Source organism: Xanthomonas sp. MLO165, from assembly GCF_018831305.1.
Taxonomy (GTDB): Bacteria; Pseudomonadota; Gammaproteobacteria; order Xanthomonadales; family Xanthomonadaceae; genus Xanthomonas; species Xanthomonas arboricola.
The window spans coordinates 3,759,085-3,779,816 of the sequence record NZ_CP029263.1; the positions used below are offsets into that span (position 1 = coordinate 3,759,085).

Consider the following 20,732-nt stretch of genomic DNA (forward strand, 5'->3'; position numbering starts at 1 on the left):
TTGAGCATCGCGAAGCACTGATCACCCTCAAGGATTACGCAAGACGCTGCTCGCAGCGTTGAACGCGTCGGCGTCCACGGTCAGGTACAGCGTTGGCGCTTTGAGTTCGTTTCGGGTTAATGACGAACGCAAAAGCGAGCCCCTCTCCCGCCGGGTGACTTAGCGCCAATCAAGAAACGCAACGACCCGCGCCGCTTACCCCACCGCGCTTACCGTCGCGGCACCCGCCACGACGGCGCAGAAAGCGCAGGACTCCATCACTTCTGCGCCACGTACTCGGCAATGGCCAGGTGCAGGCGTTCCAACCCATCGGCCAGCTCGGCATCGGTCAGATTCAGTGCCGGCACGAAGCGCAACACATCCGGCCCGGCCTGCAGCAACAGCAGGCCATGCTTGGCGGCAAAATCCAGGATCGCCCCGGCCTGCCCGGCATGCGCCGGCGCCAGCACCGCGCCCAGCATCAGGCCACGTCCGCGAATCTGTGCGAACAGGCCGAACTCGGTGTTGAGCGCCTCCAGGCCGGCGCGCAGCGCCGCCGACTGACGCGCTACGTTCTCGGCGATCTGCGGCGAGGCCAGCTTGCGCAGCGCCACGCGCGCCACCGCCGCGGCCAGCGGGTTGCCGCCGAAGGTGGTGCCGTGCGCGCCGAACTGCATGGTTTCGGCCACCTTGGGGCCGGCCAGCGTCGCGCCGATCGGGAAGCCGCCACCCAACGCCTTGGCCAGCGTCACGATGTCCGGCGTCACCTGCTCCTGCCAATGCGCGAACAGCGTGCCGGTCCGGCCCATGCCGCACTGGATTTCGTCCAGCACCAGCAGCGCATCGTGCTGGTCGCACAGCGCACGCACGCGGCTCAGGAAGCCCGGCGCGGCCGGCATCACCCCGCCCTCGCCCTGGATCGGCTCGACCATCACCGCGGCCACATCGCCCGCGGCCATGGCCGCTTCCAGCGCAGCGACATCGTTGAAGTCCACATAGCGAAACCCGCCGGGCAGCGGCTCGTAGCCTTCCTGATACTTGGGCTGCGCGGTGGCGGTGACCGCCGCCAGGGTGCGCCCATGGAAGCTGCCGCGGAAGGTCACGATCACGCGCTTGTCGGCCTGGCGGCCCTGACTGCTGGCCCACTTGCGCACCAGCTTGATCGCCGCTTCGTTGGCCTCGGTACCCGAATTGCACAGGAACACCTTGTGCGCGAAGCGCGAGGCGGTGACCAGCTCTTCGGCCAGCTTCAGCGGCGGTGCGCTGAAGAACACATTGCTGGTGTGCCACAGCTTGCCGGCCTGTTCGGTCAGCGCGGCCATCAGGTCCGGATCGTTATGGCCCAGCCCGCTGACCGCGATGCCGGCGGACAGGTCCACATACGCGCGGCCCTGGTCGTCCCACACGCGACTGCCCTGGCCACGCTCCAGCACCACCTGGCGCGGGCGATACACCGGCAGGTAGTAATGCGCGAGGGACAGGGGCGAATCGGCAGCGGTGCTCATGATGGTGGGTCACAGAAGCGGAGGGAGAACGCGCATTCTCGCGCATTCGCCGGCCTGCGGCACAATGCGCGAATGCGCCCCTTCTCCGATCCCCAGCTCACTCCCGCCACCGATCACGGCTGGCGCCGGCAATGGTTCGACATCATCTACCGGCACGACACCCGCCCATCGCGCAATTTCGACCTGATGCTGGTGGTGGCGATCCTCACCAGCGTGGTGGTGATCATGATCGACAGCGTGCCGCGCATCCATTCGCATTCGGCGCACTGGCTGGTGCCGCTGGAATGGGCGTTCACGGTCCTGTTCACCGTCGAATACGCGTTACGCCTGGCGGTGGTGCGGCGCCCGCTGCATTACGCATTGAGCGTGTGGGGCGTGATCGATCTGCTCTCGATCCTGCCCAGCTATCTGTCGTTCTTCGTGCCCGGTGCGCAGACGCTGCTGGTGGTGCGTGTGCTGCGCATCCTGCGCCTGTTCCGCATCCTCAAGCTCACCCGCTACATCGAAGAAAGCGGGCAACTGGTGGACGCGCTGTGGCGCAGCCGGCGCAAGGTGCTGGTGTTCCTGTTCAGCGTGCTCACCATCACCGTGATCGCCGGCGCCACGATGTATGTGATCGAAGGCCCCCAACATGGGTTCACCAGCATCCCGACCAGCATGTACTGGGCCATCGTGACCATGGCCACCGTGGGGTTTGGCGACCTGGTGCCGCAGACCACGCTGGGCCGCTTCATCACCTCGGCCCTGATCCTGATCGGCTACAGCATCATCGCCGTGCCCACCGGCATCTACACCGCCGAGCTGGCCAGCACGCTGCGCGAAGGTGGCCACACCGGCAAGCGCGATGCGCGCAATTGTCCACGTTGCGGGCTGGAAGGCCACGCGCCCGACGCACGCTATTGCCGCCAGTGTGCCGAGCCGCTGCCGGAGATCTCCAACGGCTGACGCGGTGCTGCCGACGCGACGCAACGCCTGCGCCCGCCGAGAAGCGGAGGCAGCCGGCTTTGCGGTTCCCATCGGCATGCAACAAGGCTGACATGTGCGGTGGTCTTATTGATTTCGGAACCCCTGGCGGCAAGGATGCCGCTACGGAGCCTGCTGGCACGGATTCACGGCATGTCCCGCAAGCGGTGGAGGCATCGCGCCGTCGACTCGCCGAACTTTTGATCTCAGCAGCTGATCGCGCCTAAACACGGTCACGCTTCGAGGTCTCGACTTCTTTATGTGGTGTGTTTCGATGGACCTGGATAGTGCTGATGGATCAACCGTAGAACGAATGATCTGTTGCTTGGCCGCGGGGCCCTTGCCCGCCCACCATCGCAGGACACGCCGCAAGTACGTCCTTGTAGGCTCTTACGCGGCATCCATGCCGCGTAAGGTCCCGCGACGATGGGCGGGCAAGGACCTGTCGAGATAATCGGTGTGCACGGTAAAAGCAGTGCGCGATCCGCTTACACAACGCGACAGGAATGCCTGCACAGCATCAATGCGACATACGGTTGCTCATGTCGATCAGATCGTTGTAGCTGGCCAGCACGGCCTGGCGGGTGCCGCCCGGCGGCATCGAACCGCTTTCCAGCAGCATCTGCTCGCTCTTGTTCAATGGTGTCTTGGTGCGGATACGTTCGACCAATCGTCCCGACTCGCGTGCCAGCTTGTCGGCAGAGCGTTCCATGTGGCCCCACATCGCATCGCCCTGGCCGATCTTGGCTTTCTGCGCCTCTTCCAGAATGCCTTGGTAACGCGCGAGCTGGGACTGCGCTGCGGCAAGATCCGGCGTGTCGCTGTCGAGCACCTGCACCAGCTGCTTGCCTTCGCCGATGATCTTCAGGTGATACCAGGAGGCGCTGCGACCTTCTTCCTTTTCGATCGCATCGATCTGCGCCTGGCGACGCATGTCTTCGTTACGTTCGAGTGCGGCATTCATAGCTTCGCCGGCTTCGAAGAAGGCCTGATAGGCCTGCATCAACGGCGCGTGCAGCGCCTTCATGCCCTTGCCGTCGTCGCGCAGATAATCCTCGCGGTCGTAGTAGCGCACCGCTTCGCCGATACGCTCGTTGAGTGCGGTGAACCGTTCCTGATAGGTCTTGGCCACCGGATCGAGCTCGGGGTTGGCCGGCGTTTGCGCCAGCGCCGCGGTCATCGGCGCACCACATTCGTCCACGTGATGCGACAGTACCGTGCCCGGTGCATGGATACCGCTTTCCTTGCCGGTCGGGCCAGCCTCGGGGTCCTGCATCCACTCGATGTATTGCTGGTAGCTCTCGTGGATCGGCTGCTCAACGCCGTTGAAGCACGTGATGTAGGCATTGATCTTGTCGGCACCTTCCACTGCGGCGGCGGGTGCGTCTTTCTGGCAGCCGGCAAGCATCGCGGCGAAAGTCATCGCCGCGGTGAGCGGCGCATAACGAAGTCGAAGGGTCATCTTGGGTTCCAGTGATGGGTTGAACGAGGTGACTGCCGCAGCGTGCGGCCGAATGACATCTGGCGCGGCGCACCCTCGGTACGCGCGCGGCGGGTGCAGCGCGGCAATTACTGACGATTGCTTTCGAACACCAGCGCGTTGTACGTGTTGAGCAACTTGCGTGGCGAACCCTCCGGCGCCAGCGAGGGGTTGTCCAGCCAGCCCTGTTCCATCTTGCTATAGGGCGTTCGTTCGACCACGCGTTTCACCCGCGCCTTGGCTTGTCTGCGGAAGGTTTCCGCAGCGGTCTCGAAACTATTCCAGTCCAGCCTGCCCGGTTCCTGATCGGCCACCTTGGCATGCGCCTCGTCGGAGAGGCGGTTGAAGCCGTCCAGCAGCGTATTGACCCGTGGCACGTCGAACTGCTGCTCTTCCAGCGCATCGGCGATCTCCTTGGCGTCAAGCATCATCGCCAGCCGGTAGTATTCGCGCGTGCGGCCCTCGCCCTGCTCCAGCATCTTGAGTTTTTCGCGTTGCGCCGCGTCGTTTTGGGTGTCCAGTTCGGCGCTGAAGGCGGTACTGGCATCGGCATAGGTAGCCAGCACCTCCATCAGCTCCGGGTGCAGCTGCTTGCCCTTGGCGAACTGGTCGTCTTCGTAGTCCTGACGCGTGTAGTAGTCGGCTACCGCGTGACTGATCGGCTGCAGCGCCTTCAATGCCGCGCGGTAGTCGCGCGCCGCCTTGTCCAATGCAGGCAGCGACGGGTTCGCCGCAGCGGCGGCGCTGACCGGCGCATCGCACTGCTTCATGTCGTAGGCGTCGATATCGTACGGACCGGTCATGCCGGATTCGCGACCGGTGGGGCCGGCGAACGGGTCCTGCATCCAGCCGGTGTATTGCCTGGCGCCGGCGTGCACCTTCGCGTCGATGCGGTTGAAGCAGTCGATGTAGGCGCCGAGCTTTGCGGTCACGCCTTGCAGGGAGTCCGGCTGTTTTTCACTCGTCTTGGCATCGGTTGCAGGCGGCGACTTGCCGCCGCAAGCGGCCACCAGGACGGACACGGACGCCGCCAAAACGACTACACGGAACATCGAAGACACGCGCTGTACATCCCTGTTGGAAACGGTTTCAGCCGCGCACGATAGCAAACACGACTGTGAACTCCCTGTGCTCACGCCCGGGCGCCGACGGCATGGCTGGCACGCCGGGGCGCGGCCACTGGTCCGCCGCATCGATTTTTTCGAATCGCGCTGGCCGCATGCGCCGCTGACGGCGTAGCCGTATCAGGCCGGCTGCGCGCGCGGGCCGTTGGCCGCGCTCAGTCGAGAAACAGGTCCGGCAACAACGCACGCGACGGGTCGACCGCGTAGCCGCTCAGGTCGGTGACGCCGGCCTCGGCCAGCACCTGGTCGTCGTTCAGGAACTGGCCATGAAATCCGGCCGCCTCGCGCGTCAGCACCGCATGTGCCGCGTCGGCCATGATCTCCGGCCGTCGACACGCGGCTGCGTCCACGCCATCGATCATCTTGATCGCATCGGTGGCGATCACGGTGCGCGGCCATAGCGCATTGATCGCCACGCCTTGCGGGCCGAACTCGGCTGCCAGCCCCAGCGTCACCAGGCTCATACCCATCTTGGCCAGCGTGTAGCCGGTATGCGCGCCCCACCACGCCGGGTTCAAGGACGGTGGCGGCGCCAGCGTGAGGATATGCGGATTGGGCGCCTGCAACAGATGCGGCAGGCACGCCTGCGCGCACAGAAAACTGCCGCGCGCGTTGACCTGCTGCATCAGGTCGAAGCGCTTCATCGGCGTCTCCAGCGCACCACGCAACCAGATCGCACTGGCGTTGTTGACCAGGATATCGATGCCGCCAAACGCATCGACCGTGGCGGCTACCGCGGCACGCACCTGCGCTTCGTCGCGGATATCGCACTTGAGCGCCAGCGCCTGCCCACCGGCCGCAGTCACCGCCGCGGCCGCGCTGTGGATGGTGCCGGGCAACTTGGGATTGGCCACTGCCGATTTGGCCGCGATCGCCACATTGGCCCCATCCCGCGCCGCCCGCAACGCAATCGCCAGGCCGATCCCGCGCGAGGCACCGGTGATGAGGAGGGTTTTGCCGTTTAGGGTCATTGGATTGGGGATTGGGGATTGGGGATTCGCAAAAGCTTACAACCCGAGCAAGAACGGTGCGGGATTCGGGATTCGGGATTCGGGATTCGGGATTCGGGATTCGGGATTCGCAAAAGCGTATCGCCTCCCCCACTTGCATCGACCAACCCGCAGGCCCAAGCCATACGCTCTTACGAATCCCCAATCCCCAATAACCATTCCCCGCCCCTCAGGGCCTCGGCCCCCGCCCCTCGTTGTCTTCCCAATGCAGCACGCGGCGGGTCACGAAGCGGTAGACCGGCTTGCCGGTGGCGAACCACAGCTTGCGGACCCAGGAGGTGCGCTTGAGCACGCGACGTTCCACCGGGGTGATCGCGGCCGGGCAGTACATGCGCTTGTGCTTGAGCAGGTGCCGCAGGTCTTCGCGTGCAAGCAGACGCATCCAGGGCGCGCGCGGATTGCCGCGTACCGCCAGCTGGAAATCGATCACCGCCGGGCTGCCGTCGTCCTGCACCAGCCAGTTGGCTTCCTTGGCCAGATCGTTGTGTGCCACCCCGCGGCGGTGCAACTGCTGCAACAACCTGCGCGCACGGCGGAAGTAGGCCAGATCGCCGCGCGGCGGGCGCTGGTACATCGCGTCGCCGGCCAGATAGCTGCGGTCCAGATGGCGTCCGTCCCAGTGCAACAGACGCGGTGTCCGCGCCAGGCCATCGAGCTGGCGCAGCGCCAGGGCTTCGCGCCGCGCCAGCCACCAGGCCACCCCGCGCAGCAGCCATGGTGCCGCGCTCAGGTCGCGCCGCACGAACAGGCGATCGGCGTTGCGGATCAGCAGGATGCGCCCGAAGGTATCGGACTTCAGCGGCAGGTTGCCGGCGGGTTCGTCACTCATCCCCCATTGTAGGCGGGGCGCCCGCATCGCCACAGCGTGCGTTGCCTGCATGCCACTGCGGCGTGCGGCGTTGCCAGCCCGCAACCTGAGGTGAAGCGGACCGGGCGATGTGACGAGGGCGCAAGTCACCTCATCGCCATGCCCACCTATAATCGCCGGATGAATTCATGGATCGACGCCACGCTGGAGTGGATCGGACACCACCCCACCCTGGCTGGCGTGGTGATCTTTGCCATCGCATTTTCCGATGCGGTGATCGTGCTTGGCGCCATCGTGCCGGCGCTGCCGTTGCTGTTCGCCATCGGTGTGCTGATCGGGCTGGGTCAGATCAACGGGCCGTATGCGGTGGCCTGCGCCACCCTGGGCGCCTTCATCGGCGATGCGCTCAGCTTCTGGGTCGGCCATCGTTGGGGCCATCAGTTGCACACCTACTGGCCGTTTCGCCGCTACCCGCAACTGCTGGAGCGCGGCGAGCTGCTGTTCCGGCGCAATGCCTTCAAGAGCATCCTGATCGCGCGTTACGTGGGCGCGGTGCGGCCGTTCGTGCCGGCCATCGCCGGCATGTCGCACATGCCGTTCAAGCGCTATCTGATCGCCAGCGGCCTGGCCTGCATCTCGTGGGCGCTGCTGTTCCTGGTGCCCGGCTGGGTGCTGGGCACTGCCTACGACGCGGTGGCTGCAGTCGCCGGCCGCCTGTTCGTGGTGGTCGCCTTGCTGGCCGCAGTGATCGGCCTGGCCTGGGCGATGGTGCTGTACTCGTACCGCTGGTCGGCCGGCCACCTGGACGCCTTGCTGGCGCGCCTGCTGGAGTGGTCGCATCGGCATCCGGTGCTGGGCAACTGGTCGGTGAGCGTATTCGACCCGCGCCGTCGCGAGTCGGTACCGCTGGCGATGATGGCGTTGATGCTGTTGCTGCTGGGCTGGGGCTGGTTCGTGTTGCTGATGGTGGTGCTGGCGCACGGTGAGCCGCTGCGCGTGGACCTGGCCGTGCACGATCTGATGCTGGCGCTGCGCAACCCGCTGGCCGACTACCCGATGGTTGCGCTGGCCTCGCTGGGCGACTGGCAGGTGCTGCTGCCGGCGATCGCGGCGGCAATGGGCTATCTGGCCTGGCGGCGCCGCTGGATGGCGGTGGCGCATTGGGTGATCGCACTGGCCTTCGGCCTGGCGTTGACACAACTGCTGGGCGCCACCGTGCAGGTGGTGCGCCCGCCGGCGGCCAGCAGCGGTTTCGGGTTTCCGTCGGTGGCGGTCACCATGGCCACGATCGGCTTTGGCTTCTTCGCGCTGCTGATCGCGCGCGAGCTGCCGGGCCGGCGCCGGGTATGGCCGTATCTGGTCAGTGGCGCGATCGTGTCGCTGATCGGCTTCGCGCGCCTGTATCTGGGCGCGCACTGGCTCAGCGACGTGGTCGGCGGCATGCTGTTCGGCATCTTCTGGCTGCTGGTGCTGGGCATCGCCTATCGCCGTCGTGCCACCCGTGCGTTCTGGGTCAAGCCGGTCTCGTGGATCTTCTACGGCGTGTTCCTGACCTGCGCGATCGTGTTCGCACCGCGCAACCTGGGCACCAAACTGGCCAGGTTCGAACCACCGCCACCGTTGCTGATGGAGTTGCCCGCCAGCGACTGGTGGGATGGCCAGTGGCGCCTGCTGCCGGCACGCCGCAACGAATTCGACGACGACCAGCGCTGGCCGCTGGACGTGCAACTGGCCGGCCCGCTGGCACCGCTGCAGCGCCAGCTGGAAGCACGCGGGTGGCGCATGCAGCCACAAGCCGGCTGGGAGCAGGCGCTGCATCTGCTGGATGTCGGCGGCCGCCCGGACGAGGTGCCGATCCTGCCGGCCACGCTGGACACGCAGGTCGAAGCGCTGCTGATGGTGCGTCACGCTGCGCCCGGCCATGTGCATGTGTTGCGCCTGTGGCCGGCGGCCGCACGCCTGCAGCCCGGCGCGCAACCCTTGTGGGTGGGCAGCACGCAGACGCTGCGCTACAGCCGCCACTTCAGCCTGATCGGCCTGTGGTATCCGCTGCGTGGGGTCGACCCGGCGCTAAGCGCATTACGTGAAGCACTCGGCCCATTGCCGCATCGCGTCGAACAGCGTCGGCGCTCGCAGGTCCCAGTGATATTGATCGACAGCACGTCGGCAAATGCGCTGCAGCGAGAGGACAAAGACAGCGCTGCATCACAAACGGAAACCACCGCGTCCGATCCGGCTGCATCGGATCCGTCACGACAGCGTCCTTGATCAATCGGGCAGCAGCGGCGGCCAGCGAACGCGCCCTTCTGTAGACAGCAGCCGCCAGGAGAACTTCTTGAACGCTGTACCGATGGCGGCAACGCGCTCGCGTCGCGTGGATGCGGCCGAATGTTCAGCTCAACAGCCTGGTTGGTCGAGTGCGCGTTGCCTCACCGCTCGCGGGACCTTACGCGGCATAGGTGCCGCGTCCGCGCAAGAACCTACATGGACGGATTTGCAGCGTGTCCCGTGACGGTAGGCGGGCAAGGCCCCCTGCAGCCAGTCTGCAGATCAGCCGCCCTACAACCGACGCATCCGCAGCGTTCGATCAGCTCTCGAGCTGACCGAGAGCCTGCGCCTCAACGCCGTCTGGATACGCACAAACCGCATTGATGCAGGCGCGATGCACTCACCACAGCACGCCATCCACCGGCTGCATCGGCTCGGGCGCCTGTTCGCCGATCGCCTGCAAGGCGTCGATTTCCACCGTCCGGCACATGCTGTCCAGCGGCAGGTCGTGGATGGCATTGGCGAACGGGTCGACCAGTTCGTCGCCGATCTTGAGTACTGCCAGGAACATCAGACCTGCCACCGTCGACCCCACCGGCGTCGCATATTGCAGCGTCTCCACCAGGCCGATCGGCAGCAGCACGCAGAACAGCCGCGTGAACAGGTTCGGGTAGAAGCGGTATTGGTACGGCAACGGCGTATTCTTCAGCCGTTCCATGCCGCCCTGCGCGTTGGCGATATCCACCAGGATGCGCTCGACACTGGCTTGTTGAATGCTGTCGATCCAGCCATCGCGACGCGCCTGCTCGACGCTGCGTCCGGTGGTGTCGAGCAGGCCATTGGCGACATTGGTGCGGGTGATCACCGCGGCCACTTCGTCGGCATGCAGACGCGGCTCCAGCGCCATTGCCACCGGCAGCCGCCGCAGCTGGCAGCGCAACGCATTGACGTAGGCGATCTGGCGCAGCGCGATGGTGCGGCCCAGTGCTGCCGCTTCCGGCGCGGACAGGATGCTGACGCTCAGGCGGACCAGATTGCGCGATGCATTGATCATCTGGCCCCACAGCACACGCCCTTCCCACCAGCGTTGATAGGTCGAGTTGGCGCGAAAGCCCAGGAACAACGCCAGCGCCGAACCGAAGATGGTCAACGGCAATGCGGGCGCGCGGAACGGCAGCACGTAGTAGATGATCGTGATCAACACGTCCCACACGAACAATACCGCCAGGGTCCGCCAGACCTGACTGAACACATCCGCCACACGCGGTTTGACATCGATGATCAAGGCACACTCCGTGGATCGAAAACGGGTGACGCCCATGCGCGCATCCACTGCATGGATGCCATCGTGAGCGCACTCAAGCGTGGCGAGTGTGCCGTTGCAGGGGTGCAAGCGCGGTGACGGGTTACGCGCGCGCTTGGTTCACCGCGTCACGGCATCCAGGCCAGCAACTGGTCCAGGCGCCGATGCGGATCGTCCAGCTGCAACAGCGACAGACGCTGCTGCTCGGTCAGCGGCAGCAGTTCGGCCAGGCGCCAGCCGACCCATGCCGCCTGGTCCAGCAGTTCCGGCCCGGCAGAGGCGAATTGGCCGCCGACCTGTTCGAGCATGCGCTCGAGCACGGTCGCCAGCAGGCCATGCTCGGGCCGCAGTTCGTCATCGCTGTCGGGCTCGCACCAACTCACCTCGCCAACCACCAACCCGTTGTCGCGGATGCGCGAGCGCTGCACACGGAAGCGACGCGTGCCACGCAGGCGCAGCACCAACACGCCGTCGGCACCGACATCGAAATCCTCGATACGCACTTCGGTACCGAACGCAGCCGGTGTGGCCGGCACGCCGACTTCGCTGCCATCCAGGATCAGGCACACACCGAAGCTGCTGCCGGCGCGGCCGCTCTCGCGCACCAGGTCCAGATAGCGGCGCTCGAACACGCGCAAACCCATTGCCGCACCCGGCAACAGCACGTTGTGCAGCGGAAACAGCGGCAAGGCGCTGGTGTCGGCGGCGGTCGTGAGGCCGGTCATGAGGACAATTGCGTCAGGAAGCGACGCGGCGCGCCATCGAAACCGCCATTGGACATGAACACCACATGGTCGCCCGGCTGCGCAATCGCGCCCAGTGTCTGCAGCAACGCCTCCACGTCATGCGCCACGTGCGCGTCGCCGCGCACCTGCGCGATGATCGGTGCGGCGTCCCAGGCCAGTTCGGGGCGATGCAGAAACACCACCGCATCGGCATCGCGCAACGACGGCGCCAATGCCTGCGCATGTGCGCCCAGCCGCATCGAATTGCTGCGCGGCTCCATTGCCACCAGCACGCGCGCCGCGCCGACCTTCGCACGCAGGCCTTGCAAGGTCGTCGCAATCGCGGTGGGGTGATGGGCGAAGTCGTCGTATACGGTGATCTCGCGTGCCTGCCCCAACCGCTCCAAGCGCCGTTTGACACTTTGAAAGCGCGCCAGCGCCGGCATCACCGTTGCCGGATCCACGCCTACCGCATGCACGGCGGCCAGTGCCGCCAATCCATTGAGCACGTTATGCCGCCCGACCAGCGGCCACTGCACCTGGCCGATCTCCACCCCACGCTGCAGCACCGCGAATGCACTACCGTCGGCGGCGATCAAGCGTGCGCTCCACTCGAGAGAGGCATCGAAACCGAAGCGCTCCACCGGGGTCCAGCAGCCCATCGCCAGCACCTCGGCCAGGCGCGCATCCTCGCCGTTGACGATCAGCCGCCCGCGCGCCGGCACCGTGCGTACCAGATGATGGAACTGGCGCTGGATCGCGGCCACGTCCGGAAAGATGTCGGCGTGGTCGTACTCGAGGTTGTTGAGGATCGCCACCAGCGGCCGGTAATGCACGAACTTGCTGCGCTTGTCGAAGAACGCGGTGTCGTATTCGTCGGCTTCCACCACGAATTCGCGTCCCTGGCCCAGCCGCGCCGAGACCCCGAAGTCTTCGGCCACACCACCGATCAGAAAGCCCGGCGCGCGCCCGGCAGCTTCCAGCAGATAGCTCAGGATGGTGGTGGTGGTGGTCTTGCCGTGGGTGCCGGCGACGGCCAGGGTGTCGCGGCCCGGCAACACCTGCTCGGCCAGCCATTGCGCACCGGAGCTATAGCGACGGCCGGCATCGAGCACTGCTTCGACCGCCGGGTTGCCGCGCGACAAGGCATTGCCGATGACGACGTCGCTGGCATCGGCCGAAATATTGGACGGCGCGTAGCCTTGTGCCAGCGCGATGCCGAGGGTTTCCAACTGGGTGGACATCGGCGGATAGATGGCCTGGTCGCTGCCCTCTACCTGCCAGCCCAGCTCGCGCGCAAGGGCGGCGACACCGCCCATGAAGGTCCCGGCGATGCCGAGGATGTGGAGTTTGGTCATGGGGCGCATTGTCGCCGATCGCCGGAGTTGCCGGCCATTCCGCCTCGTTGCCGAGCGCAGTGTCAGGAAAGACCTACCGTACTGTCGGGAATTTCCCGATATGCGAACTGCGTCACATCCATCACTATGCTGAACGCCAGTCGCAGCACCCCTTTGGTCCTACTCCCCAAGAGGCCAAATCCCCAGGGAGCTCATGCTGTGGAGCTCTGAGCAAGCTCATTGCTGGCGTTATTCTGCCCCGGGCGTCTTGTACGTCCGGGGTTTTTCTTTTGCGCAATCAATGCGTTACGCAAGCCGCGACGGCTTCCAGCGCGGCGGATGGACCGGGCGCACGGCCCGGCCCGAACCGTCTCAGCGACCGAGCGCGGTGCCGATACGTTCCAGCACTTCATCCAGCGAGCCCACGCCGTCCACGCGTGCCAGCTTGCCGCGCTGTTCGTAGAAACCGATCACCGGTGCCGTGGAGTCGGTATAGACCTGCAGGCGCTTGCGCACCGACTCGGGATTGTCGTCCTCGCGGCCCTCGGCCTTGGCGCGGCCGGCGATGCGCTCGACCAGCAATTCGCTGGCCACATCCAGCTGCACCACCGCATCCAGCGGCTGACCGATCTTGCCGAGCAGGTCGTCCAGCGCATTGGCCTGCGCCACGTTGCGCGGATAGCCGTCGAGGATGAAACCCTTGGCGACATCGGCCTGACCGAGCCGCGCCTCCAGCATGCCGAGCAGGATCTCGTCGGAGACCAGATCACCGCGTGCCATCACTTCCTTGGCCTTCAGGCCCAGCGGCGAGCCGGCGGCCACTTCGGCGCGCAGCAGATCGCCGGTGGAAATATGCGGGATCTCAAACTTGTCTTTGAGACGTGTCGCCTGGGTGCCCTTGCCCGAACCGGGCGGTCCCAACAGAACCAATCGCATCAGTGGACTCCACTTTCGAATAAAAACGCGTTGCGGTTGGCGGCGTTAGACTCAGGTCTTCGCCAGCGCTGACCGTATGGTCGTGCAGCTTACCGCATCCGGGGAATGTCCCGGCACTGTCCCCTGCGCCATGTCCCATCGAGGAGCCCGCCCCCCTATGTCTACTGGCAACTTGCTGTATGCCCAATCCGGCGGCGTCACTGCCGTCATCAACGCCACCGCCGCCGGCGTGATCACCGAGGCGCGCGCTCGCAAGATCAAGGTGCTGGCCGCACGCAACGGCATCCTGGGCGCATTGCGCGAGGAGCTAATCGACACCTCAAAGGAGTCCGCCGCCACGATCGCCGCACTGGCGCAGACCCCGGGTGGCGCGTTTGGCTCGTGCCGCTACAAGCTCAAATCGCTGGAAGAAGACAGCGCCAAGTACGAGCGCCTGCTCGATGTGCTGCGTGCGCATGACGTGCGCTGGTTCCTCTACAACGGCGGCAACGACTCGGCCGATACCGCCTGGAAGGTCTCGCAGCTGGCCAAGGCCTATGGCTACCCGCTGCACTGCATCGGCGTGCCCAAGACCATCGACAACGATCTGGCGGTGACCGATACCTGCCCCGGCTTCGGCTCGGCGGCCAAATACACCGCGGTGTCGGTGCGGGAGGCGGCACTGGATGTCGCCGCCATGGCCGACACCTCGACCAAGGTCTTCATCTACGAGGCGATGGGACGCCACGCCGGCTGGTTGGCCGCTGCCGCAGGCCTGGCCGGCCAGGGCCCGGACGACGCACCGCAGATCATCCTGCTGCCCGAGCGGGCCTACGACCAGGCCGCGTTTCTGGCCAAGGTCAAGCAGGTGGTGGAAAAGGTCGGTTGGTGTGTGGTGGTCGCAAGCGAAGGCATCCAGGACGCGCACGGCAGCTTCGTCGCCGATGCTGGCGGCGCGGCCGATTCGTTCGGCCATGCGCAACTGGGCGGCGTGGCTTCGTTCCTGGCCGCGCAGGTCAAGCAGGAACTCGGCTACAAGGTGCACTGGACCCTGCCCGATTACCTGCAGCGTTCCGCACGCCATCTGGCCTCCAAGACCGACTGGGAGCAGGCACAGGCCGTCGGCAAGGCCGCGGTGCAATACGCGCTCAAGGGCATGAACGCGGTGATCCCGGTGATCGAACGCGTCAGCGACGCGCCATACCGCTGGAAGATCGTGCCGGCCCCGCTGCACAAGGTGGCCAACCACGAAAAGAAGATGCCGCCCAGCTTCCTGCGCAAGGACGGCTTCGGCATCACCGAGCGCGCCCGCCGCTACTTCGCCCCGTTGATCAAGGGCGAAGCGCCGCTGGCCTACGGCAGCGATGGGTTGCCGAAGTATGTGACGTTGAAGAATGTGGCGGTGTCGAAAAAACTGCCGACGTGGGCGGGATGAGCGTCGGCGTGGGCGACCGGAAGCGCTAATGGGCGCTGCACGCCCATACACCCACTCGCACCTCTGCCACAGTGCTCATGCACCGCAACACGGCATGCGGTCATCGATACAGCGCCCCGCCTGGTCGTCCAGGTTTTTGACGACATTGACCGACGGATGCGCCGCTGCGACGACGCATGTGACCTTGTGAAGCGTCATGCAGACAACCCCGGCCTTGGCCGGGGTTTGTCGTTGAATAGAATGACTGAAGCGGACGCCTGAGTTACTGACAGTCCTTGCCTTCCACCGTCATCTGCGCAGCAAACATCGGCACCTGCGGAATCTTTCCGGCGGCAGCCTGTTGCTTGGCATCTTCCAGATAGATGCGCGACTGGCCTTGGCCATCGAGCTGCGGCTTGGCATCCACCGGCTTGCGCCAGATGCGCACTACTGCCTGCTGCGCCGGGCAGGCTGCGCTGGGGACGCGGATCACGTCGTTGTAGATCCAGCCCGATGCGACGCTGGGCGTGGCCTTGGCGAAATCCACGAAGCGGGCGCGTGGCTGGCAGGTGGGACTGCTGCGCACCACCGACAACGTATACGGCTGCGCAGCATTGCCGGTGAACACGCCTTCCAGGCGCGCACAGGCTTCTGGAATCTGGCGCAGGGTGTGCACGGCACCGACCGCTTGCGCGGTGCCGGCCGGGCGCTGTTTCAGCTCCGGCGTCGGGTCGGCAGCGAGCGCATGGGCGCTGAGCAGCACTGCAGCGATGGTCACGGCATATGTTGACGCGGCATGGTTGGACATCGTCACTCCTGGATCGGCTCGATCACGTTGGCCGCAGGCTGTCATGCCGCGACTGAACGACGCGCCAAAGCCGCAGTGGTGGCAGCGGCGCAGGCCGCGGCGCATACTCGCCCGCAATCCGGCCACCCGAACATCGCGACGCGCATTGCGGCCTCCATGGCCGTCGAGTCCGTATTCGCCACCCCACTCGCTGCGTGCATCGCCCTTGGTTCGTCCCGACCGGACGACATCCATTCTCTGGGAGGGGTCATGCTGGAACACTACGGGTTACCACTTGCGCTGGGATGTGCGGTCCTGGCAATCGTCTATGGCGGTGTATCGGCACGCTGGGTGATCGCGCAGCCGAGCGGCAACGCACGCATGCAGGAGATCGCCGCCGCGATCCAGGAAGGTGCACGCGCGTATCTCAACCGGCAATACCTCACCATTTCGATTGCCGGCGGCGTGCTGTTCGTCCTGGTCGGGCTGTTTCTGAGTTGGTACACCGCCATCGGGTTTGCGATCGGTGCGGTGCTATCCGGGTTGGCCGGCTATATCGGCATGAACGTGTCGGTACGCGCCAACGTGCGCACGGCCGAGGCCGCACGCCATGGCATCGGCCGTGCGATGGATGTGGCGTTCCGTGGTGGCGCCATCACCGGCATGCTGGTGGTGGGGCTGGGATTGCTCGGGGTAGCAGGCTATTACGCGGTGCTGCAAGCGATGGGCCTGCCGCTGGAGCGCAACCTGCATGCGCTGGTGGGGCTGGCATTCGGTTCGTCGCTGATTTCGATCTTCGCGCGCCTGGGTGGCGGCATTTTCACCAAGGGTGCGGATGTGGGCGCAGACCTGGTCGGCAAGGTGGAAGCGGGCATCCCCGAGGACGACCCGCGCAATCCGGCGGTGATCGCCGACAACGTGGGCGACAACGTTGGCGACTGCGCCGGCATGGCGGCGGATCTGTTCGAAACCTATGCGGTCACCGTGATCGCCACGATGCTGCTCGGCAGCCTGACGTTGAGTGAAACCGGGCCGCACGCGGTGCTGTACCCGCTGGTGCTGGGCGGCGTCTCCATCATCGCGTCGATCGTGGGCGCCTCGTTCGTCAAGGTCAAAGCGGGCGGTTCGATCATGGGCGCGCTCTACAAAGGCGTGGTTGTTTCCGGCGTCTTGGCCGCACTCGCCTACTGGCCGATCACCCAGTCGCTGATGCGCGACAACACGCATGGCGCCACGGCCTTATACGCCTGCGCATTGATCGGCCTGGTGCTTACCGGCCTGATCGTCTGGATCACCGAGTACTACACCGGCACCCAGTACAAGCCGGTGCAGCACGTGGCCGCCGCAAGCACCACCGGCCACGGCACCAACATCATTGCCGGCCTGGGCGTCTCGATGAAATCCACCGCGCTGCCGGTCATCGCGGTGTGCGCGGCAATCTGGGGCGCGTTTCATTTTGGCGGTTTGTACGGCATTGCAACCGCAGCGACGGCAATGCTGTCGATGGCCGGCATGATCGTGGCACTGGATGCGTACGGGCCCATCACCGACAACGCCGGCGGCATCGCCGAGATGGCCGAGCTGCCGCCGGAGGTGCGCAACATCACCGACCCACTGGATGCGGTGGGCAACACCACCAAGGCGGTCACCAAGGGCTATGCGATCGGCTCGGCCGCACTGGCCGCGCTGGTGCTGTTTGCCGACTACACGCACAACCTGCAGGCGGCCAATCCCGGCGAGGTCTTCGCCTTCGACCTGTCCGACCACAGCGTGATCATCGGCTTGTTGATCGGCGGCTTGATCCCGTATCTGTTCGGCGCGATGGCGATGGAAGCAGTGGGGCGCGCGGCAGGCGCCGTGGTCGAAGAAGTGCGTCGCCAGTTCCGCGAGATTCCCGGGATCATGGCCGGCACCGCCAAGCCCCAATACGACCGCGCAGTCGACATGCTGACCCGCTCGGCGATCCGCGAAATGATCCTGCCTTCGCTGCTGCCGGTGGTGGTGCCGGTGGTAGTCGGGCTGCTGCTCGGCCCGCGTGCCCTGGGCGGCCTGTTGATCGGCACGATCGTGACCGGCCTGTTCGTGGCGATTTCGATGACCACCGGCGGCGGGGCCTGGGACAACGCCAAGAAGTACATCGAAGACGGCCATTTCGGCGGCAAGGGCAGCGAGGCGCACAAGGCCGCCATCACCGGTGACACGGTGGGCGACCCGTACAAGGACACCGCCGGACCGGCGATCAATCCGCTGATCAAGATCATCAACATCGTGGCCCTGCTGCTGGTGCCGCTGCTTTGAGACCGACCTTTCGCAAGCCGCGGGTCGATCGAAGCTGATGGAGGCCGGCCCCGGAACGTGCCGACTCACGTTCCGGGGCCCAGGCGCCGTACCCCGGGGCCGTGCGCCGGTGTGCGCCGCGTGCCGGCCTGCTACTGACCCGCGACAGGCCTGCGGTAATGATCCCGCGTGCCGCATCGGCTCGCACGTGCCGACGCCGGGCAGGTCCGGCGCCCGCATGCAATCGCTGCACCGGGCAACACACCGCGCCACGGCTTGCGGTGCAAGCGTTCCTCAGAGGCAGCCGATCAAGCCGTCATAGATCGGTGGCGCCCCACCGGGCAGTGGCTCGAACAGCGGATTGTTCACCGCCAGGGTGCGGTACATCTCGTCCAGACGCGTCCCTGCCTTCAGCGGCGCCGTGCAGCGCCAGACCCGACTGTCCGAGCGCAGGTACCCGCTGCCGGGGTCGACGCTGACCTCGCTGGCCCCGAAGGTCCAGATGCAGCTGCGCACCACGCCGCTAACCCGGTGCACCGAGCAACGCAAGCGCAGCGGGTGGTAGTCGCTGAACTCGCCGCCGCAAAAGGTGTCGCCGCAGATGTTGTCGAAATCCTGCTCCAGCCGCTGCTCCAGATCGACAAAGGCCTCCCAGCCTTCGCCATTGGCGGGCCAGTCCACCGCATCGACGAAGGTCGGCGCCGGCGTCGCCGCAGAGGCGAGCTGGCAGGCACCGGAGAGCAGCAGCACAACGAGCAAACGCACAGGCTTGAACATGGCAGTTCCCGAGCAGTGGATGAGTCTGCAGCGTGCGCCGCGCCGCGGGCCGCAACGATCGGAGAGCTCCCCGGGATGAATGCGGGCTATGCCGCACACGGCGGTCAGAACATTGCCCATTCAGTGTCGCTGCACCGCAACAGCCGAACGCGTAGAATCGCGCTCCACACACTAGATGACGCCTCGGGAGTTACGCGCATGGGTCTTGAACTGGTCACCTCCGGCAAGAATCTGCCGGAAGAAATCAACGTCGTCATCGAAATTCCGAAGGATTCGGAGCCGGTCAAGTACGAGGTGGACAAGGCCAGCGGCGCGATCTTCGTCGACCGCATCCTGTCCACCCCGATGCGTTACCCCTGCAATTACGGCTATGTGCCCAACACCCTGTGCGGCGACGGCGACCCGGCCGACGTGCTGGTGGTGCTGCCGCTGCCGCTGGTGCCTGGCTCGGTGGTGCGTTGCCGTCCGGTGGGCGTACTGCGCATGAGCGATGAGGCCGGCAGCGACGAAAAGATCCTGGCGGTGCCGATCGAGAAGATCTTCTCCGGCTACGCGCATATCGAGGACATCAACCAGGTGTCCAGCCACTGGATGGAGCGCATCGGCCATTTCTTCGAGCATTACAAGGACTTGGAGAAGGGCAAGTGGGTCAAGCTGGATGGCTGGGGCGGCGCGGCAGAGGCCAAGCGCATCCTGGTGGAGTCGGTGGAACGCTATAATTCCGACGCACCCTGATCCAACGACCGTGACGCAGCCCCGCAACCGCGGGGCGATCGGGATCACGCTTCCGGCGTGATCCCGGTGACCGCCGGCGGCAGATTGGGTACATTGCCGACAGCGTTTGGCCGGTGTCTGTCACCGGTGACTCTTGGGGAAGTGTCTTGCGTATTCTGTTTGTTGGGGACGAAGCCAGTCTTCCGTCCGAATTGAGCGACTATGTCGCCGATCTGGGTGATCAGTGGCAGGTGCAGCAGGTGGCCGACGGCAATTCGGCGATCGAGGCGGCCGCGTTATCGCCGTTCGACGCGGTCATCGTCGCCCCCGTCCTGCCCGATCTCACGTCCGCCACGTTGCTGGGGCAGATCCGTACGCTGCGCCCGGACACCATCCGCATCGCCCTGATCGATGCCCAGGATGGTCAGCGCACCCCGCCGGCTCGCATCATTGGCGTGGCGCACCGCTTTCTGCCGGTGCCGCTGGCCCCGGAAGTCCTGCTCGAAGCCATCACCAGCCTGGAAGAACTGCGCGATCTGCTCGGCAATCCGCGCTTGCGCGCCGCCATCGGCCGGATCGAAAAACTGCCGTCGCCGCCGCATCTGTATCTGAGCCTGATGCATGCACTGGAAGAAGACGATGGCGCCGACGCGGCCGATATCGCCAAGCTGATCGCCGGCGATCCGGCGATTGCCGCCAAGGTGCTGCAGCTGTGCAATTCCGCATTCTTCTCCGGCGGCCGCAGCATCACCGATCTGCGCACGGCAGTGACCCGCCTGGGCGTGGCCACGCTGCGCGACCTGGTCCTGGCCAGCGAAGTGTTCTCGGTGCAGACGCTGACCCCGGCCGAGCGCAATGCGATGCAGCGCCGCGCCCTGCTCTCCTCGCGACTGGCCGCCAAGGTGTTGCCGCCGACCAGCGCAGAACTGGGCTCCACCGCCGCGCTGCTGGCCGATATCGGCTTGTTGCTGCCCGGCGTGCGCGACGAGCGCGAACCGCCGCTGGAAGGCGGCGACGACCGCCTGGGCCATACCGAAGCCGGTGCTTACCTGCTCGGCCTGTGGGGCCTGCCGATGCCGATCATCGAAGCGGTGGCCTTCCATCGCCACCCGCAGCGCTCCAGCCTGCGCAGTTTCTGGGTGACCGGCGCGGTGCATGTGGCGACCGCATTGGCCAGCGGCGAAACCGTGGACGAAGAGTACCTGTCCAAGGTCGGCGTGCTCGCCCGCCTGCCAACCTGGCGCGAACAGGCCGATACCTTGCTGGGGCTTGCCGAGGCTTGAGCTGCCTGTGAATGAAAAAAAACGCGGCGAAAGCCGCGTTTTTTTTGCCGCATCACTGCAACA

General features: G+C 65.8%; 17 protein-coding genes. 6 read left to right on the plus strand and 11 right to left on the minus strand.

Going from position 1 to position 20,732, the window contains the following annotated elements; all coding sequences use genetic code 11:
- Nucleotides 1-257 precede the first annotated feature (257 nt).
- On the minus strand, nucleotides 258-1,484 hold the full coding sequence (locus DGN21_RS15785; protein WP_126966869.1) for an acetylornithine transaminase: 1,227 nt from the start codon (nucleotides 1,482-1,484) through the stop codon (nucleotides 258-260).
- 72 nt (nucleotides 1,485-1,556) lie between these two features.
- On the opposite strand from DGN21_RS15785, the gene DGN21_RS15790 reads away from it, so the two are divergent.
- Nucleotides 1,557-2,429: an ion transporter gene (locus tag DGN21_RS15790; RefSeq protein ID WP_024938093.1), complete on the plus strand. Its 873-nt coding sequence runs from the start codon at nucleotides 1,557-1,559 to the stop codon at nucleotides 2,427-2,429.
- A 538-nt stretch (nucleotides 2,430-2,967) separates the two neighbouring features.
- Here the strand turns inward: DGN21_RS15790 and DGN21_RS15795 are convergent.
- From DGN21_RS15795 to DGN21_RS15810, 4 genes are all read right to left on the minus strand, one after another.
- The gene (locus tag DGN21_RS15795) at nucleotides 2,968-3,909 is read right to left on the minus strand and encodes a YiiG family protein (protein WP_184429081.1); all 942 of its coding nucleotides are present in this window, start codon (nucleotides 3,907-3,909) and stop codon (nucleotides 2,968-2,970) included.
- A gap of 107 nt (nucleotides 3,910-4,016) precedes the next feature.
- On the minus strand, nucleotides 4,017-4,979 hold the full coding sequence (locus DGN21_RS15800) for a YiiG family protein (RefSeq protein ID WP_184429115.1): 963 nt from the start codon (nucleotides 4,977-4,979) through the stop codon (nucleotides 4,017-4,019).
- Nucleotides 4,980-5,206: 227 nt separating this feature from the next.
- Nucleotides 5,207-6,022, minus strand: a complete 816-nt coding sequence (locus DGN21_RS15805) for an NAD(P)-dependent oxidoreductase (protein WP_126966872.1) — start codon at nucleotides 6,020-6,022, stop codon at nucleotides 5,207-5,209.
- Nucleotides 6,023-6,230: 208 nt separating this feature from the next.
- Nucleotides 6,231-6,890 carry a serine/threonine-protein kinase gene (locus tag DGN21_RS15810; protein WP_104555305.1) on the minus strand — a complete coding sequence of 220 codons (660 nt, stop codon included), beginning with the start codon at nucleotides 6,888-6,890 and terminating at the stop codon, nucleotides 6,231-6,233.
- Between the two features lie 159 nt (nucleotides 6,891-7,049).
- On the opposite strand from DGN21_RS15810, the gene DGN21_RS15815 reads away from it, so the two are divergent.
- Nucleotides 7,050-9,137 carry a bifunctional DedA family/phosphatase PAP2 family protein gene (locus DGN21_RS15815; protein WP_024938089.1) on the plus strand — a complete coding sequence of 696 codons (2,088 nt, stop codon included), beginning with the start codon at nucleotides 7,050-7,052 and terminating at the stop codon, nucleotides 9,135-9,137.
- A gap of 400 nt (nucleotides 9,138-9,537) precedes the next feature.
- On the opposite strand, the gene DGN21_RS15820 is transcribed toward DGN21_RS15815, so the two are convergent.
- From DGN21_RS15820 to DGN21_RS15835, 4 genes are all read right to left on the minus strand, one after another.
- A complete protein-coding gene (locus DGN21_RS15820; protein WP_024938088.1) occupies nucleotides 9,538-10,422 on the minus strand; it encodes a bestrophin family ion channel in 885 nt (294 codons plus the stop codon).
- 146 nt (nucleotides 10,423-10,568) lie between these two features.
- Nucleotides 10,569-11,165: an LON peptidase substrate-binding domain-containing protein gene (locus DGN21_RS15825; protein ID WP_126966873.1), complete on the minus strand. Its 597-nt coding sequence runs from the start codon at nucleotides 11,163-11,165 to the stop codon at nucleotides 10,569-10,571.
- Nucleotides 11,162-12,532 carry a UDP-N-acetylmuramate:L-alanyl-gamma-D-glutamyl-meso-diaminopimelate ligase gene (gene mpl / locus DGN21_RS15830; RefSeq protein ID WP_184429083.1) on the minus strand — a complete coding sequence of 457 codons (1,371 nt, stop codon included), beginning with the start codon at nucleotides 12,530-12,532 and terminating at the stop codon, nucleotides 11,162-11,164. The genes DGN21_RS15825 and mpl overlap by 4 nt, the downstream gene beginning before the upstream one ends.
- A gap of 342 nt (nucleotides 12,533-12,874) precedes the next feature.
- Nucleotides 12,875-13,438 carry an adenylate kinase gene (locus DGN21_RS15835; protein WP_024940086.1) on the minus strand — a complete coding sequence of 188 codons (564 nt, stop codon included), beginning with the start codon at nucleotides 13,436-13,438 and terminating at the stop codon, nucleotides 12,875-12,877.
- 157 nt (nucleotides 13,439-13,595) lie between these two features.
- Here DGN21_RS15835 and DGN21_RS15840 point away from each other — a divergent pair, with 157 nt between their 5' ends.
- Nucleotides 13,596-14,852 carry a 6-phosphofructokinase gene (locus tag DGN21_RS15840; protein WP_126966875.1) on the plus strand — a complete coding sequence of 419 codons (1,257 nt, stop codon included), beginning with the start codon at nucleotides 13,596-13,598 and terminating at the stop codon, nucleotides 14,850-14,852.
- Nucleotides 14,853-15,114: 262 nt separating this feature from the next.
- On the opposite strand, the gene DGN21_RS15845 is transcribed toward DGN21_RS15840, so the two are convergent.
- Nucleotides 15,115-15,639, minus strand: a complete 525-nt coding sequence (locus DGN21_RS15845; protein ID WP_126966876.1) for a hypothetical protein — start codon at nucleotides 15,637-15,639, stop codon at nucleotides 15,115-15,117.
- A gap of 249 nt (nucleotides 15,640-15,888) precedes the next feature.
- Between DGN21_RS15845 and DGN21_RS15850 the strand changes: the two genes are divergently transcribed.
- Entirely contained in the window at nucleotides 15,889-17,916 is a 2,028-nt protein-coding gene (locus DGN21_RS15850) for a sodium-translocating pyrophosphatase (protein ID WP_046344188.1), read from the plus strand.
- Nucleotides 17,917-18,189: 273 nt separating this feature from the next.
- Here the strand turns inward: DGN21_RS15850 and DGN21_RS15855 are convergent, their stop codons facing one another.
- Complete coding sequence (locus DGN21_RS15855) at nucleotides 18,190-18,672, minus strand: hypothetical protein (protein ID WP_126966896.1); 483 nt, start codon at nucleotides 18,670-18,672, stop codon at nucleotides 18,190-18,192.
- Nucleotides 18,673-18,870: 198 nt separating this feature from the next.
- Between DGN21_RS15855 and ppa the strand changes: the two genes are divergently transcribed.
- Nucleotides 18,871-19,407, plus strand: coding sequence for an inorganic diphosphatase (gene ppa, locus DGN21_RS15860; protein WP_005990841.1), 537 nt, complete (start codon nucleotides 18,871-18,873; stop codon nucleotides 19,405-19,407).
- A gap of 113 nt (nucleotides 19,408-19,520) precedes the next feature.
- On the plus strand, nucleotides 19,521-20,669 hold the full coding sequence (locus DGN21_RS15865; protein WP_024940091.1) for an HDOD domain-containing protein: 1,149 nt from the start codon (nucleotides 19,521-19,523) through the stop codon (nucleotides 20,667-20,669).
- The last annotated feature ends 63 nt before the right edge of the window (nucleotides 20,670-20,732 follow it).